Origin of the sequence: Actinotignum timonense (genome assembly GCF_002860685.3) — a bacterium.
GTDB lineage: Bacteria > Actinomycetota > Actinomycetes > Actinomycetales > Actinomycetaceae > Actinotignum > Actinotignum timonense.
In genome coordinates, this window is record NZ_CP136960.1 from 1170285 (window position 1) to 1185232 (window position 14948).

A 14948-nucleotide genomic window follows, 5' to 3' on the forward strand; every position below is an offset into this window, starting at 1 on the left:
ATAAGGCCGCTACAGGCGCGGCGGTGGAACAAGGAAACAGCCGGCACCGGCGGCCACCGTTACGCTGAGCGGGGTGGGGAAGAGGTCTTCGCCGTCGACCGCGGGAATAAGACCGGGCATCTCCAGGCGAACACTGTTGACCTGAATCTGGGTGACGATATCGCGCAGTTTGGAAAAATCTCCGGTGTAGATATTGCGAAGGTTGCGGGCCGCGGTGCGGCGCGATACCGGGCCGACGACGGTGAGGGCCAGCTTGCCATCACGCGGATCCGCATGCGAGCACATCCGGATCCCACCTCCGTAACTGCGGGTATTACCCACCGCGCAGAGGGTAGCTTCCAGGGTGAAGGGCTCGCCGCCGTCGATACTCAAGGTGAGCGGGGTGGTGCGCATGGCCGCCACTTCGGCAAGAACCGCAAGGAAATAGGCGGCCGAGCCACCCGGCCACCGGATCTGTTTGGCGCGAGCATTAATGCGGGTATCGATCCCCGCGGCGAGGATCGAGGCAAAATAGCGGCGCTCGGGTTGGGAAACACCGTTTACTTCGCGAATGGCCAGGCCCAGGTCGGTGATCACTGTATACCCGGACGCGATGGTGCGGGCAGCTCCGGCGACGTCGAGCGGAATGCCAAGCCCGCGCGCAATATCGTTCCCGGTTCCGCCCGCAACTAAGCCGAGCGGCTTGCCGGTGCCGGCCTGCTCCTGCACGATGAGATTCGCCAATCCGTCTCCACCGCAGGCAACCAACGCGTCGATATGAGGATCGGCCAGCGCTAATCTGGCATTCTTGCGAGTTTCCGCGACGGTGGTGGCGTAGTGCCCTACCACGTCGATGCCATATTTGAGCAGCTCGGCGGTCATATGGGCAGCTAGCGACGTGGCGCGGCCCTTTCCCGCGGTCGGGTTAGTGAGGAGGACGACGCGCCGGATCGGGCGCGGTCCCTCCGGATAGCCGTTTCGCTGGTGCTGCTGCGCCGCAGAATCTGGCATAGTGGCAAACCCTCTTTCCCTCGGTGGTGGTGGCGCGCCCCGAGCCTCATAATTCCCTGCAAGGCTGCGCCTGAAAACACCGCTCACAGGTGAGCACTGTTCCCTCATCGTAACCGAGCTGCCGAACGGGCGCGCTCGGCGTCCGCTAGGCTGGCGGTATGACAATGACGTATCGCCCGGTAGGGAAGTCCGGCCTGATGGTATCCGCCGTCGGCATCGGTGGTAATAATTTTGGCCGCGCCCACACGCAAACCGAAACGCAAGAAGGTACGAATGCCGTGGTGCGGGCCGCGCTTGAAGAAGGAATCACCACCTTCGACCTTGCCGACGTGTACGGCAAAGAACCCGGCCTTTCGGAAACTATGTTCGGAACGGCGTTACGGGAAGCGGGTGAGCTGGCCCGCGGCGTCGTCGTTATAACAAAATTTGGTATGGATATGCAGGGGTGCAACGGCGCGGATTACGGGGCGCGCGGTTCGCGGCGCTACGTGACGCGGGCCTTGGAGGCATCGTTGCGCCGGCTCGGCGTAGAGGCGATTGACTTGTATTTTTATCACACGCCGGATGGTGTGACGCCGCCCGAGGAGACGCTCGAGGCGCTGTCGGATGCGGTGCGGGCGGGCAAAATTCGGTATTACGCGACGTCGAACCACGCCGGGTGGCAGCTTGCCGATGCCTCGCATCTGGCGGCTGCGCGCGGGTTGGTGGGGCCGATTGCGACAGAGTCGCATTACAACTTGATTGATCGGCGCGCGGAACTCGAGGTGGTGCCGGCCGCGCAGCGTTTCGGCCTGGGAATTTTCCCGTACTTCCCGCTGGCGAACGGCTTGTTGACGGGTAAGTATCGGCGCGGTGCGGCTCCGGAAGGTTCGCGGATTGCGCACTCGAAGGCAGCGCTGCTGGAGTCCACCGACTGGGATCAGATTGAGGCTTTTGTTGCGTTTGCGCAGGCGCGCGGCTTGACGCCGGTGCAGGTGGCGATGTCGTGGTTGGCCTCGCGGCCGTGCGTGGCTTCCGTTATTGCCGGTGCGACGACGCCGCAGCAAGTCCGCCAGAATGCAGCCTCCCTGGTGTGGGAGCCGAGCGGTGCGGACCTCGCTGAGCTCGACGCGATCTTCCCACCGCCGGAGAAGGTGGCGTTGTTTTAGGGACTGTGGGGTGGCCGTCTGGTTTGGAAGATTGGCAGAAGTTCTCATGTGTGTTGGTTTTCCAGATTCGGCTCCACCGACTAGGCTCGTAGCGAGCGGTTTTCCACGCTAAGGCGTGGGTATTTCTGGGTTTAATATATTGTCTAGGTAGGCCGCTTTCCCCGCGTGAGCGGGGGTACCAAGAATATTCGAGGTTGGCTTTTCTCCGGTATGTATAGCTTCGTGTTAGCGGAATGGGAGACTTGAAAGACGGGTTAAAGATATTGTCTTCGTATTTTCATTCTGGTAATCTCGTCTTATCTCAATGTGGGGAAGCGTGGGAAAATGAAGTGGTCCAGGTTTTCTTCCTTTTGAGTAGATAAGGAAATCTGGATTATGCCGAAGAAATTTGCTTTGGAAGCTAAGGACCTCGTTATCCACCTTATTGAGGAGCGGATTCTCACCGAGGGGATGTCTTTACAAGGTGCTTGCAGGGCTGTAGCTCCTACATATGGCATTTCCTGGCATACGGCCCGCCGATGGGTCCAGCAAGCCCGTAAGAACGGGCCGGTCAGGCGGGCGGAAGAAGACATGGTAGCGGAGAACATGCGGCTACGTCGAGAGAACCAGGAACTACGCGACGTCAATGAACTCCTGAAAGCCGCGTCGGCCTTTTTTGCGTGTCAGGCAGGCCACCCACATCAGAAATTGTGAGTGACGACCAGAAAAACCCTCGCGCCAGTAGTCCAAGGTGAGTTGGGTATCGGATTCGCTGTTGGATTTCCTTCACGTTGGTGGGACTTGGACATTCGGGGTTTCCTACGCATGACTGGGATCATGGGTAGCCGTGATAAGCGCGAAAAACAACGTCTGCATCGAAGCGCAGACAAGGCCGAAGCTAAAATGAAACGTTTAGAACAACGGCGCGAGAAAGAACTCGCAGCTAAAGACGCCGAGATCGCGAGGCTGGAAAAGGCAAGTGAGGTGTTAGCGAGAGCTGTCGTCTCTGCTTATCTCTTCTCCGAAAAACACGGAAATGGTTAGTCGGGTCGGTCAGTTTCGTAGTGACATCACGAAGCGCGGTGGTGACAGTATGGGGGAGCACTCCTGTTGGTTCGCCGAATGTTGGTGTGGCCATAGGATTGCCCCCGCTCGCGCGGGGAAGAGGCCGTGACCTGGCGGCCGCCACACCACGACATAGAATTACCCCCGCTTGCGCGGGGAAGAGTTGCCTGCCTGATCTTGCCGCACGTGGATGTTGGAATTACCCTCGCCTGCGCGGGGAAGAGGGCATAAGCCCGGCGGGGTCGAGCCAGCCCGCGGAATTACCCCCGCCTGCGCGGGGAAGAGCCGAGGGAACAATAGCCTTATCGCCCGCGTAGGGAAATACCCCCACCTGCGCGGGGAAGAGGACTGCCTGACCTGGTCGTTTATTCGCAGCGAGCCCGAAAAACAAGCTGGAACAGAGTTCCAGATCTGCGGATCTCTGCGACATATGCCCGATATGCCGGTCCACCGAGCATGGCGATCATGTCAGTTCCCACGCTTCAAATTTAGCTTATTCCACACCCTTCGTCCTCATTGGAAACGAGGAATCGCTTCTGATTATCAAGTTTGACAATGGTGACAGGGTGCTTACGGGATCGGCGATGCTCACTATGGGTAGATGTGTGGATCTTCTCACCCCGGAAATGGCATCGGATTCTAAGCGGATTGCTGGCGGGAATAGCGCGTGCGGCGTCGTCGTTGTAGACTAGTAAATCCACCGTGTAACCAGCGTTGAATGCCGGGCGGGTGGAACTGTTTGATAACAGCATATTGGGGATGATCGGTTTCGACGGCGGTAGTTAGTTGGAGGGAAGCGGGCCGAGGATGTAGAGTCACCTCGATAACGCTCTCTGCAAACCAATAGGTGCCAAGAACAAGAGCACCGATTTCGCCCTCGCTGCCTAAGCTAAGCGACCTGCGAAATCTGCTGAACTAGGTGTGCTTTCCGCCTAGATCTCAGCATCGTTGAGAAAGCCACTGGTGAGTACGTTTGCTACGGGCGTGCTCGCGACACCAACATAGATAGGTTCGTCAGGGCCTGGTTCGTGTGGAACCCTGGAGCCGAAAACAACTACCAACGAACTGCGCCCGGAGAATACTCCTTTGGCTATCGTCGGACCCGGGTTCGATTCCCGGCATCTCCACTTATGATGAGCACCCACTCCGATTCTTCGGCGCGGGTGCTCACGTTATGTAAGCGCCTTGTCGCCACGGCCCAACTTGATAATCAGAAGCGACTCCTCGTGTCCGATAAGGACGAACAGGGCAGAATAAGCTAAATTTGAGGCGTGGGAACTGACATGAAAGCCATGCTTGGCGGGCTGGCAATGTGGAGGCGTCTCGCGGAGAACCACAAAGCTGGAACTCTGTTCCAGCTTGTTTTTCGGGCCCGCCGCGAATAAACGACCAGGTCAGGCAGTCTCTTCCCCGCGCAGGTGGGGGTAGTTCCCGTATTCATGCCGCGCGGCGAATGGCGCAGCTCTCTTCCCCGCGCAGGTGGGGGTAGTTCCATGCCTAGCACGCCATCGATGCTGTAATCGGACTCTTCCCCGCGCAGGTGGGGGTAGTTCCAAAGACCATTGAGACACAGACTGCCGGCTCGCCTCTTCCCCGCGCAGGTGGGGGTAGTTCTATTGGTGCTGAGATCGGGCGGGTGTTTATTGACTCTTCCCCGCGCAGGTGGGGGTAGTTCTAATCTCCATTATTGCCCCTCTCCTCCTTGTAGCTCTTCCCCGCGCAGGTGGGGGTAGTTCCGCATATACGGGTGTGGTCATGCGAGGGCGGGGCTCTTCCCCGCGCAGGTGGGGGTAGTTCCTACATGGCTACCATCATGGATAACATCACCATCTCTTCCCCGCGCAGGTGGGGGTAGTTCCGGGGCCGAGCGGGTCACGCGCGAGCCGGATAGCTCTTCCCCGCGCAGGTGGGGGTAGTTCCAAAGACCATTGAAACGCAGACCGCCGGCTCGCCTCTTCCCCGCGCAGGTGGGGGTAGTTCCGCTTTGATGGATTCACGGGTGCGCGGGAACGCCTCTTCCCCGCGCAGGTGGGGGTAGTTCCCGAGATAGTGCCGTAATTACCCTCGAGATCAGCTCTTCCCCGCGCAGGTGGGGGTAGTTCCATCTGCCGAGCTTGCCTTGCGAGCAAACAGGCCTCTTCCCCGCGCAGGTGGGGGTAGTTCCAGATTTTAGCGATGAAATTACGGGTATTGCGTCTCTTCCCCGCGCAGGTGGGGGTAGTTCCGGCGGGATGAACAACCCGCCACCGGCCCCCACCTCTTCCCCGCGCAGGTGGGGGTAGTTCTATCGCCGAGGCCGAGCTCGGCGGGGAGCTGCACTCTTCCCCGCGCAGGTGGGGGTAGTTCCGTCGCCGCCGCGCATGATATTCGGGATCATAACTCTTCCCCGCGCAGGTGGGGGTAGTTCCGCCCGGCGAAACATTCGGCTCTCTCAAAGCTGCTCTTCCCCGCGCAGGTGGGGGTAGTTCCCTTCGGGATTTTGTTCCCGCGGGTGAGGAAGCCTCTTCCCCGCGCAGGTGGGGGGTAGTTCTAGATAAGTCATCCAGAGTTGACATCTCTACCGATCTTCCCCGCGCAGGTGGGGGTAGTTCCTCGTAGCCGGTGAGGTTTTTACGATCCCTGATATCTTCCCCGCGCAGGTGGGGGTATTTCCCAAGGCGCATATACCCGGCGCGTAGGTGTGGCCTCTTCCCCGCGCGGGCGGGGGTATTTCCTTCCAGGACACCGGCGATATCGACGATATGGTCTCTTCCCCGCACAAGCGGAGGTAATTCCCTATAACCGAGATACCGGGAATCGAACCTCTATTGTGTGTTGATCTACCATAGTCGTCTCCATGGGCTAAGCTCGTAACGAGCGGTTTCCACGCCAAGGCGTGGGTAGGTCCCCTGCTTAGGACCGCCTTCCCCGCGTGAGCGGGAGTAGCAGCACGTTTCCGATTGCGTATTCTCCCACATGTTTAGCTTCAGGCTCGCGGGGAGAAACACACTTATAAACACAGGTGAAATATGTTGATACTCGTATCTTCTTCCGTCAATCTCGTTTCATTTCAATGAGGGAGAAGCATGGACAATATCAATGCTTTGACGGATATTCCGTTACTTGTTACTACGCGCGGGCGATTATCAGTTCGCGATGCACTTCTCAATGCTCATATTCGAAAAGATCCCCCTAACGAAAAAAAGGACTACGAACCGCTGGTTGAACCGGCAGTCGAACCAACAGGTGAACCAGTAGTCCTAGATAAGACTGTTCCGGGCTACGTGTACGGTGCGCAGCTGAGGTTGATGGCGGCGGTTACCGCCGTGGCTGTGAGGCTTTCCAAGCGCACTCACCGGGATCCGTTCCGGATCGAAGAGCAATCCATTCTTTCGGAAGGGCTTGAACCGGAGGCTATTGACAAAGCTATCGAATTGCTAGAACCAGGTTCTTTCTTATTTGATGACCAGCAGCCCTTTATGCAGCGGCCAGCTGAGCCGATGCGTAACGCGAAAGATAATGAGCGCAAGCTCGGAAAAGGAGAGCAGCGGCTCAAGAAGCTGCTCCCTTCCATGATCTCTGATCAAGGTGAAGAGTTCTGGAGTCTGCTAACACAACATGACACCCTTTCTCCGGAAGATGCGGCGCTTTCTCTTCTCGTCTACCACTACTATTCGCCGGCTGGAAATAACTCTTATGCCGGTCAAAAGGCCGAAATGGGAAGTCCCGGTTTCCATTTTGTGGGCGTGGGCATGACGGCAACGGAACTAATCTGGGAAGGCCCGTCACTTCTCCACACCCTCTTCGCGATGATCCCGTATTCGTGGGTTGAGGGAGAAGGTTTGCCCGCCTGGGCGGATCGAACTGGATCCCGAGGAGGGACCGATCACCCGCTATGGCGGGCTACCTGGTCATCCAATAGCGCCGCCTGCTATTGGGAGAATAACGAGCTTGCCGGTGTGCGCATCGGCGGTGTTCCACCGGCCTGGGTTCCCCCGGAGGCGGGAACAACGAAAGAAAGTCGAAAAGCCTATTGGGTTGACCGGGATCAGAACGATCCTTTCTACCTGTATATGCGTAATAAGGCCAATGAGTTGAAAGCTCAGCGGATGGATGTGGGAAGGGATGCCACCGATTTAGCGGTAGAGTGGGCCGCCCTCGGTAAATTGGCCAAAGCGGCCCAGAAAAATGAACATATTGTTTCTTCCGATGACTGCCACTTGATTTTCATTCGTCACTACATTGAAGGAACTGCTTCTTCTCCCGTTATTCGCTCCTCGCGCGTCGATGTGGCAGACCCGCATCTATGGGCTTTCGGGCTGTCGGATCGGGCGCAAGACCAAGTCCGGCGCCACGCAGAGTTCATCCAAGCTCTGCACTACTGTGTTATCCGACCGTTCCGGCGCGCTCGCGGAGCGGCCTCTGTTGCACCCAATGGTTTACCCACTGTTCTTGATTCGCTCGAAAACTATCGGGATTCGGCATCGGATATTTTCTGGCGCGCGATCACCCGTTCCTATGAAGATTTCCTTTCTCAAGTGACATCCGCGGAGCGGCGTCCTGAAGAAGTTCGCGCGGCTCGCAACGAGGCGGCGCGGGTCGCACTCAAAGCTTTTGAAGAGGCGATTTCCCCCTATCGCTCTCAAGATCCAGCGCTATTCGCGGCAGTTTATTCGAACGTTGCTCGGCATATTCGGGCTGTCACGAAACAATTTGATGTTTCCACGGCTGATGAGGAGAAATAACATGACGCAAACAGATGCCCCAGAGCAAAAGCCTTGGAAGGCGTTGCTACTTGAGGTTTCACAATGGGCTAAAGAACGGAAAAATAATCCTAGATGTCGGGCTGCGTGCGCTGCGATTCGGCAAGGGGCAACGCCGTTCACTCAAATGCGCGCTTATCCCTATGTCCTACCCGCGGTACCAGAAGATGCACGCCCCGAGCAACGTAATGCCTTGCTTCGGGTAGCGGCCTTGGCCGCGGAATATGACCGGGTGCCCCATTCGAGCGAAAAGAAGCGCCGTAATAGTTTGGGGCGGTGGGCATATCGAGTGGCAACCGCTGAGAACAAAAACGGACGCGCACAATCCGTGTCACCGGATAACCCAGGAATGATTGCCGCACGGCTAGCGTACCTGCATACCCAAGATATGGAAGAAGCGGCCCGGGCCATCCGGCGAATTTTCGAGGTGGCATCAACGATTCCGGGCCCTGTTCCCCCCGTCGATTATTTCGATATTGCCGACACTCTGATGCGTTGGGGTAATGGCGTTTCACCAGAATCCCAATACGTGCGCATGCGAATAATCGAGGAATTCTATTCCGCTCCCCAACTCAAAGTTTCGGATCAATCTGAAACCGTTTCTACCCAAGTTTCTGAGAATTAAAACCTTACCGAGAGGACCAATCATGTACCGTCACCTAACCCTGCATCTCCTTACTCCGATCAGCTATTCGAATCTCAACCGTGATGATTCGGGAACTCCCAAACGTCTCATGGAAGGTGGCGTTCTCCGCGCCATGCATTCCTCGCAGGCCATTAAACGCGGTGCACGTGTTGCTTACGAAAATGCCAGCCTTGACGTTTCGGTGCGTTCCGGCAAGCTCGAGGAGGTTATTTGCGACGCCGCCCTTAAGCTTTCCCCCGATCTGAACCCGAAGAAAACCTTGACAAAGGCTCGTGCCCTCGTTGGTCAATTCACCAAGAAACAGGCGAAAGCTGATGCCGATGATGGTGCGGGAGCTGCTGAAGCGGATCGTTCGATCTGGCTGAGTGCGGAAGAGATCCAGGTTGCGGCGCAGGTTGTGGCTGGCGAAGTTGATCCTGATACCGAGTTTGTGCTTAACGGACGCTCAGGTTCCCTAGCCATCGCCGCTTTTGGGCGCATGTTCGCGGCGAAACCTGAGAAGGGTACAGAAGCAGCATTGAGCGTATCTCCTGCCGTTACTACCCACGCTGCCACCATTGGCACTGACTATTTCTCCACCGTTGATGATATTCGGGAGCAGGAAAAGTTCAGCGGGAAAGAATCCCGCAGCGGGGCCACCTACCTTGGAGTTAGTCAATTTACAAGCGGTATTTTCTACCGCACGGTGACTATTGATCGCGAGCAGCTTCAAGTTAGCTGGACCGCTTTTGGCAAGCCGGAGGCCAAGGAAAACCTACGTGAGATGATTACTGCTCTTATTTACGGTCAACCGCGTGGTAAAGAGCATTCGACGGCACCCTACACACAGCCTGTCGTTCTACTCGCTGAAGAGCAGCGCTACCGCTGTGCCTACAGCTTTGAAACGCCGGTGAAGACCAGCTCCCAAGGTGGATACCTGGAGCCGTCTGTGCGGGCTCTCGGGGACCAATTCCATGCTGCTCGCCGCTTCGATCCTGATAACTTCGGGAGCGCACTGGCGCTTACGGGAACGTTCCCTCAGCTGGAAGAGCTGTTTGGAGTGGAGCCCACCTCGAAGAACGGCCTCGTTGATACGGTCGTGGCGTGGATCTTGGGCGGCCAGAATGAGTAATCCAACATTCCTGCGTCTAGCGGGTCCCGTGCAATCCTGGGCGGGGCCGCGAGTGACGGGGAACGTGGTCAATTCGGAGCCTCGGCCTACCAGGTCCGGTCTCCTTGGTCTCCTCGCGGGCGCTTTAGGTGCTCCGCGCGAAGAGTGGCCAGAGTGGCTGGAGGGAGCTGATTTTGCAGTAAGGGTTGATCGTCCTGGCTGTTTCATCAATGAATTCCAGACCATTAATCCCCGCGCTACTAAAAGCGGTCTCCGAAATGACGAGCTCAAGTTCCGAACACGCCAGTTGTGGATCCGGAAACAAAGTGATTCCGACAAAAACCTGGCGTTCACCCCGGATCAGCAAAACTCGAACGCGGTCATCCGCCGCACCTACTTGGCCGGAGCCGAGTTCCTCGTGCGAGTCACCTGCCCGGGGCATCAGGAGGAGGTGGACGCCGCGCTGCGCAGTCCTGCTTTCGTTACCTACTTGGGGAAGAAAGCCTTTGCGCCGTCGTTCCCGTTCTATCTGGGACGTGGCGAGGATGACATGCTCAACCGGATCCCGGTGTGTGACCCGTCTTTCGAGAAACCGAAAAAACAGGTGTGGACCTATTCGCGGGCCCCACATATGCCCGATAGTGGGCCGGGGGCATTGCCCGGCACCGCGAGCATGGTGGACGTGGTGACAGAACGGAAGGAGTGGCTCAATCGGGTAGCTGAGCTGCTGGAACGCTAGGTTCCGTTGCGTCGCGGCGCGAATGCCGTCGCGTAGCGGCTGCGAGCACCTTCGCGGCCCGCCCGCGCTTCACGGCGCGAAGTGGTCGCGAATGCCAGCATGTCGCGGCTGTGAACCCGCCCGCGCGCGACGGCGTTACTTCGCGCCACAGAAAACGCCCCGGAAAGATCACCCATATAAGTGGTCGTTCCGGGGCGTTCTGTGCCTATTTATGCGCACGCCAGTAGCGGGCAGCTTAGGCAGTTCGCCACGAGAGTATTTACTTCGCAGAGTATTTACTTCACAGCCTTCTCAATAAGCGGCGTCAGCTTATCCAGAGCCCACAGCTGCGCGGCCGGGGTGCCCAGGGAGAACGCATTGGAGAGGTCGCCGTCCACCACGAAGGCGTGGCCGGCAGCAACTGCCGGGACCTTCTGCCAGGTGGCGTCGTCGGTAATCTGCGCGGTATCAATGAAAATCGGGAACGCGGCAATCAGATCCGCATCAATAGCATCGAGCTGCTCGGCGGACAGCTGCACGGCGAAACCGCTATCGGCGGTGGCCAGCTCCTGCACCTTCGGATTCTGCACAAAGCCCAGCTTCGTCATGAACTCCAGGCGAGTATCGCCCTTCAGGTAGGCGCCCCAGCCCTCGGAAGTCTTGGTTGCCACGGTCACCGACTTACCCTTCCAATCCGGGTGCGCGGCCGTGACCTCGGCGAACTTCTTCTCCACCTCATCGAGCTGCGCCGCAGCGGCCTTCGGCTTGCCCAGCGCCGCGCCGATCATGGTGACCTGGTCCTTCGTGGACGTCAGCCAATTATCCGCACCTTCCGGCAGCGAGACCGTCGTCGCGATCTGGGAAAGCTTATCGTGGCGTTCCTTATCGCCCGAGGTCTTCACATCGAGAATGAGATCCGGCTTGAGCGCCGCGATCTTCTCGTACGAAAGCTCCATAGTGCCCAGAATCTCCGGGGTCTTCTCATAGGATTCGCTCACCCACGGGCCCACGCCGTTGCCGCCGAAAGCCAGCCAGTCGGCAGCGCCCACCGGCTGCACGCCCAGCGAAAGCGTCACCTCGGCATCGCCCCAGCCCAGAGCGACCACGCGCTGCGGGGCTTCCTTGACGGTGACGGGCCCGAATTTTGTATCAATCGTTGCGGGGAACACGGCCTCGTTCGTGGTGGTCCCATCCGCCGCGGAACTCGCCGCCGCGGAGGACGAGGCAGGGGACGCCGAAGAATCGGCAGAATCATTACTCTTCTGAGAACCGCATCCGGCAAAAGCCAGGCAAGCCACCAGCACGGTGCCTGCCCACGCGGTCAGGGACTTCTTCATAACTTCCTTTCGTGGATGCCGCACTCGCGGCCGGACGCACCTGCGGCTGCGGTGGTCGTGTGGTTGTCACTGAAACCACAGATGCCCTATTAGGATACGCTGGCGTTGTTTAATTGGGGTAGCCTGTTCTCGTTATGAACAGCACCGCCCACACCGCCCCCGGCCGCACCATCGCGCGCCGGCGCGCTGTGGCTCTTATCGCCGGAGTGATCGCTGTTCTCGTGCTGGCCATCCTCTCCATCTGCATCGGCGCCCGCCCCATCTCCCCGGGAACACTGTTTACTATCCTCTCCGGCGCGGACGGCGATTCCATGGACGCGCAAGCAGTGCTTACTTTGCGCCCGCCACGCACCGCCGCCGCCATCGCTATCGGTGCCGCCCTCGGGGTGGCCGGCGCTCTTATCCAGGCAATTTCGCGTAACCCGCTGGCCGAACCGGGAATCCTCGGGGTCTCAGCCGGTGCCGGTTTCGCGGTCACCCTCGCCATCGCGCTCGCGGGCATCAGCCGGCCGAGCGTCTACATGTGGTGGGCGGTGGCGGGCGCGCTCGCGGCCACCGCGGTGGTCCTCCTGATCGGATCGCAGCGCACCGGCCGCGCGGATCCGGTCCGCCTCATCCTGGCCGGGGTGGCGCTTTCTGCTGTGCTCAACGGCATTGTGGGTGTCCTGCGCCTGGCCGACCCGCGCACCTTCAACGAAATCCTCGTCTGGACGGCCGGCACGCTGGAAAACCGCCCCTGGGAGGTGATCCTGCCGGTCCTCCCGCTCCTCGCTCTCGGGCTCATCGTGGCCGCCGCACTCACCCCGGCTCTCAATATCATCGCCCTCGGCGACGATACCGCCCGGGCCCTCGGCGCGAACGTCACCGCCATTCGCCTGGCGGGCATAGCGGCGATGACGCTCCTCACCGGAGGCGCGGTTGCCATCGCCGGCCCTATTTCCTTCATCGGCCTCATGGCGCCGCATGCCATTCGTTCATTTGCGGGCGCGGATCAACGGTGGGTCGTGGGACTGTCCGCGATCTGGGCGCCGGCCCTGCTCCTCGCCTCGGATATCCTCGCGCGCATCATCCTCCCCAGCGGCGAACTGCCCGTCTCCGTGGTGAGCGCCTTCCTGGGCGCCCCGGTCCTCATCTACCTCGTCCGCCGGCGAAAGGCTTTCGCGCTATGAGTACGCCGCCGCAACCCGCAGCGCAGCAGCTCGCCGCACCGCATACGGGTGCCGCGCCGCAGTCCGTTCCCGCCGCGCCAGAGTTAAGCTCCGTAGCGCCAGTAACCGCGCGCCCCCAGCGTTCTCGCTCCACCGCTGCACGACGACGCCGTTCCCGCCTGGTTGCGGCCGTGGTGAGCCTCGCCCTGGTGGTCGGTTGCCTCGGGGCTCTGCTCCTCGGGGATTTACCCCTCACTCCGGCCGAGGTGGCTGCCTGCTTCTCCCCGGATTCGATGAGGGCGGTTGCCGCAGGCCAGGGGGATTTCGCGGCCCAGGTTGTTCTCACCTGGCGCCTGCCGCGCATCCTCGCTGCGGTCGCCTTCGGGGCGGCGCTCGGCCTTTCGGGAGCGCTCTTCCAAATTCTCACCCGTAACCCGCTCGGCTCGCCGGATATTATCGGCTTCAACGCTGGCGCCTATACCGGCGTTATTCTCACCCGGACATTCCTTGTGGGCGGAGCCCTCGCGGTGAGTATGGGCGCGCTGGCAGGTGGCGTCGTCGTCGGAATAATTATTTATGCGCTGGCCTACCGCAACGGCGTGTCCGGATTTCGCCTCATCATCGTGGGGATCGGCATGACGGCGATGCTCAGCGCGGCGAATACCTGGCTGCTGTTGCGGGCCTCGGACGAGGTGGCGCTCAGCCTCGCGGTGTGGGGCGCCGGGTCGCTCGGGCAGGCGTCGTGGGCGAATGTGGGGCCGGCGCTGGGAATTCTTGCGTGCCTGGTGCCGCTGGTGGCGTGTTGCGTGCGGCCGTTGCGGCAACTGGAATTGGGCGACGACGCCGCAGCTGCCCACGGCTTGCCGGTCGAGAAGGCTCGCCGGGGGATCCTCGCGGTCGGTATCGCTTTGACGTGTGTGGTGACGGCGGCGGCCGGGCCTATTGCCTTTGTGGCTTTGGCGGCTCCGCAGGTGGGGCGGGCGGCGGCCGGGCGGCGCGGAATTTCGCTCGTGCATAGCGCGCTGGCGGGTGCCTCGATTTTGTTCCTGGCTGATCTGTTCGCCCAATTTGCGCTGGCGCGGCCGGTTCCGGTGGGGGCGATTACCACGGTGGTCGGTGGGGTGTATGTGCTGGTTGTGGTGTTATCGCAACGGAAGGGGCGATAAAAATGCGTCAGAACGAGGGCGTGGATATGGGAGGTTCTGTTGGGATGGCTGCCGGCGCTGCGGAGAGTGCGGCTGCCGACGTTTCTACCGGTGCCGCGCGGCTGCGCGGGGAGGATCTCTGCCTCGGCTATGGCGATGTGGCGGTGGCGCGGGATTTGAATGTGGCGATTCCGGATGGGTCGTTCACGGTGATCGTGGGGGCGAATGGATGCGGGAAGTCCACGCTATTGCGGGGTTTGGCGCGGTTGCTTTCGCCGGCGAGTGGCAGGGTGCTGCTGGATGGGCGGGATATTGCGGCGATGGGCTCGCGGGATTTCGCGCGGGAGCTGGCGTTGCTACCGCAGTCGCCGCATATTCCGGAGGGGATTACGGTTGCCGAGCTGGTGGGCCGGGGGCGTTATCCGCATCAGGGTGTGTTTTCGCGGCCGTCGAAGCGTGATGAGGAGGCGGTTGCTCGGGCTTTGGCGGCTACGGGGACCGCGGATTTTGCTGATGCGCTGCTGGGGGAGCTGTCTGGTGGGGAGCGCCAGCGGGTGTGGGTGGCGATGGTGCTGGCTCAGGATACTCCGATTATTTTTTTGGATGAGCCGACGACGTATTTAGATATTGCCTTCCAGATTGAGCTGTTGGATTTGTGTGCTCGCTTGAATCGGGAGGGGCGGACTTTGGTTGCGGTTCTTCATGATCTGAATCAGGCGGCGCGTTACGCCTCCCATGTCATCGCGATGAAGGACGGGCGTATTGTTTTTTCGGGTTCGGCTGGCGAGGTGTTTACTCCGGAGAATATCGCGGAGATTTATGGCCTGACCGCGGTGGTTATCCCGGATCCGGTGACGGGTACCCCGATGGTTGTGCCGGTTTCGGCGCGTAGTTAGCGCGCGGGCGCGCAGGAATAGTAGCGGTAGTCAGGCCGCGGGCA

Annotated in this window: 12 protein-coding genes, 1 other RNA gene and 1 CRISPR repeat array; of the genes, 11 read left to right on the top strand and 2 right to left on the bottom strand. The window is 59.9% G+C overall.

What is annotated here, in order from left to right:
* Nucleotides 1–9: 9 nt before the first annotated feature.
* Nucleotides 10–990, bottom strand: a complete 981-nt coding sequence (locus CYJ17_RS04830) for a diacylglycerol/lipid kinase family protein (protein WP_159455032.1) — start codon at nt 988–990, stop codon at nt 10–12.
* Nucleotides 991–1148: 158 nt separating this feature from the next.
* Between CYJ17_RS04830 and CYJ17_RS04835 the strand changes: the two genes are divergently transcribed.
* The 8 genes from CYJ17_RS04835 (at nt 1149) to cas5e (ending at nt 10399) form a co-directional block, all read left to right on the top strand.
* A complete protein-coding gene (locus CYJ17_RS04835) occupies nt 1149–2138 on the top strand; it encodes an aldo/keto reductase (protein ID WP_087071094.1) in 990 nt (329 codons plus the stop codon).
* A 375-nt stretch (nt 2139–2513) separates the two neighbouring features.
* On the top strand, nt 2514–2831 hold the full coding sequence (locus CYJ17_RS04840) for a transposase (protein ID WP_087071093.1): 318 nt from the start codon (nt 2514–2516) through the stop codon (nt 2829–2831).
* 123 nt (nt 2832–2954) lie between these two features.
* On the top strand, nt 2955–3161 hold the full coding sequence (locus CYJ17_RS04845; protein ID WP_143231897.1) for a hypothetical protein: 207 nt from the start codon (nt 2955–2957) through the stop codon (nt 3159–3161).
* A 776-nt stretch (nt 3162–3937) separates the two neighbouring features.
* Nucleotides 3938–4312: a transfer-messenger RNA gene (gene ssrA / locus CYJ17_RS04850) on the top strand.
* A 273-nt stretch (nt 4313–4585) separates the two neighbouring features.
* Nucleotides 4586–5957: direct repeats of the CRISPR family, unit length 29 nt; unit sequence CTCTTCCCCGCGCAGGTGGGGGTAGTTCC.
* A gap of 290 nt (nt 5958–6247) precedes the next feature.
* Entirely contained in the window at nt 6248–7906 is a 1659-nt protein-coding gene (locus tag CYJ17_RS04855) for a type I-E CRISPR-associated protein Cse1/CasA (RefSeq protein WP_087071091.1), read from the top strand.
* A gap of 1 nt (nt 7907) precedes the next feature.
* Nucleotides 7908–8549 carry a type I-E CRISPR-associated protein Cse2/CasB gene (gene casB, locus CYJ17_RS04860; protein WP_159455031.1) on the top strand — a complete coding sequence of 214 codons (642 nt, stop codon included), beginning with the start codon at nt 7908–7910 and terminating at the stop codon, nt 8547–8549.
* A 22-nt stretch (nt 8550–8571) separates the two neighbouring features.
* Complete coding sequence (locus tag CYJ17_RS04865; RefSeq protein WP_087071089.1) at nt 8572–9681, top strand: type I-E CRISPR-associated protein Cas7/Cse4/CasC; 1110 nt, start codon at nt 8572–8574, stop codon at nt 9679–9681.
* The gene (gene cas5e / locus CYJ17_RS04870; RefSeq protein ID WP_087071088.1) at nt 9674–10399 is read left to right on the top strand and encodes a type I-E CRISPR-associated protein Cas5/CasD; all 726 of its coding nucleotides are present in this window, start codon (nt 9674–9676) and stop codon (nt 10397–10399) included. Before CYJ17_RS04865 ends, cas5e begins: the two co-directional genes overlap by 8 nt.
* A gap of 275 nt (nt 10400–10674) precedes the next feature.
* On the opposite strand, the gene CYJ17_RS04875 is transcribed toward cas5e, so the two are convergent.
* Nucleotides 10675–11715 carry an iron-siderophore ABC transporter substrate-binding protein gene (locus tag CYJ17_RS04875; protein ID WP_101657595.1) on the bottom strand — a complete coding sequence of 347 codons (1041 nt, stop codon included), beginning with the start codon at nt 11713–11715 and terminating at the stop codon, nt 10675–10677.
* A gap of 134 nt (nt 11716–11849) precedes the next feature.
* Between CYJ17_RS04875 and CYJ17_RS04880 the strand changes: the two genes are divergently transcribed.
* Genes CYJ17_RS04880 through CYJ17_RS04890 form a run of 3 tightly spaced genes read left to right on the top strand, consistent with a single transcriptional unit; the run spans nt 11850 to nt 14904 of the window.
* Complete coding sequence (locus tag CYJ17_RS04880; protein ID WP_087071085.1) at nt 11850–12884, top strand: FecCD family ABC transporter permease; 1035 nt, start codon at nt 11850–11852, stop codon at nt 12882–12884.
* Entirely contained in the window at nt 12881–14029 is a 1149-nt protein-coding gene (locus tag CYJ17_RS04885) for a FecCD family ABC transporter permease (RefSeq protein ID WP_087071084.1), read from the top strand. Before CYJ17_RS04880 ends, CYJ17_RS04885 begins: the two co-directional genes overlap by 4 nt.
* A 2-nt stretch (nt 14030–14031) precedes the next feature.
* Nucleotides 14032–14904 (top strand): ABC transporter ATP-binding protein, encoded by an 873-nt coding sequence (locus tag CYJ17_RS04890; protein ID WP_087071083.1) that lies wholly within the window; start codon nt 14032–14034, stop codon nt 14902–14904.
* The last annotated feature ends 44 nt before the right edge of the window (nt 14905–14948 follow it).

Bases quoted from the DNA above. Each gene is read 5' to 3' on its own strand.
- CYJ17_RS04885 (WP_087071084.1), top strand. From the start codon at position 12,881: ATGAGTACGCCGCCGCAACCCGCAGCGCAGCAGCTCGCCGCACCGCAT.
- CYJ17_RS04865 (WP_087071089.1), top strand. From the start codon at position 8,572: ATGTACCGTCACCTAACCCTGCATCTCCTTACTCCGATCAGCTATTCG.
- CYJ17_RS04830 (WP_159455032.1), bottom strand. From the start codon at position 990: ATGCCAGATTCTGCGGCGCAGCAGCACCAGCGAAACGGCTATCCGGAG.
- casB (WP_159455031.1), top strand. From the start codon at position 7,908: ATGACGCAAACAGATGCCCCAGAGCAAAAGCCTTGGAAGGCGTTGCTA.
- CYJ17_RS04875 (WP_101657595.1), bottom strand. From the start codon at position 11,715: ATGAAGAAGTCCCTGACCGCGTGGGCAGGCACCGTGCTGGTGGCTTGC.
- CYJ17_RS04890 (WP_087071083.1), top strand. From the start codon at position 14,032: ATGCGTCAGAACGAGGGCGTGGATATGGGAGGTTCTGTTGGGATGGCT.
- CYJ17_RS04835 (WP_087071094.1), top strand. From the start codon at position 1,149: ATGACAATGACGTATCGCCCGGTAGGGAAGTCCGGCCTGATGGTATCC.
- CYJ17_RS04855 (WP_087071091.1), top strand. From the start codon at position 6,248: ATGGACAATATCAATGCTTTGACGGATATTCCGTTACTTGTTACTACG.
- CYJ17_RS04840 (WP_087071093.1), top strand. From the start codon at position 2,514: ATGCCGAAGAAATTTGCTTTGGAAGCTAAGGACCTCGTTATCCACCTT.
- CYJ17_RS04845 (WP_143231897.1), top strand. From the start codon at position 2,955: ATGGGTAGCCGTGATAAGCGCGAAAAACAACGTCTGCATCGAAGCGCA.
- cas5e (WP_087071088.1), top strand. From the start codon at position 9,674: ATGAGTAATCCAACATTCCTGCGTCTAGCGGGTCCCGTGCAATCCTGG.
- CYJ17_RS04880 (WP_087071085.1), top strand. From the start codon at position 11,850: ATGAACAGCACCGCCCACACCGCCCCCGGCCGCACCATCGCGCGCCGG.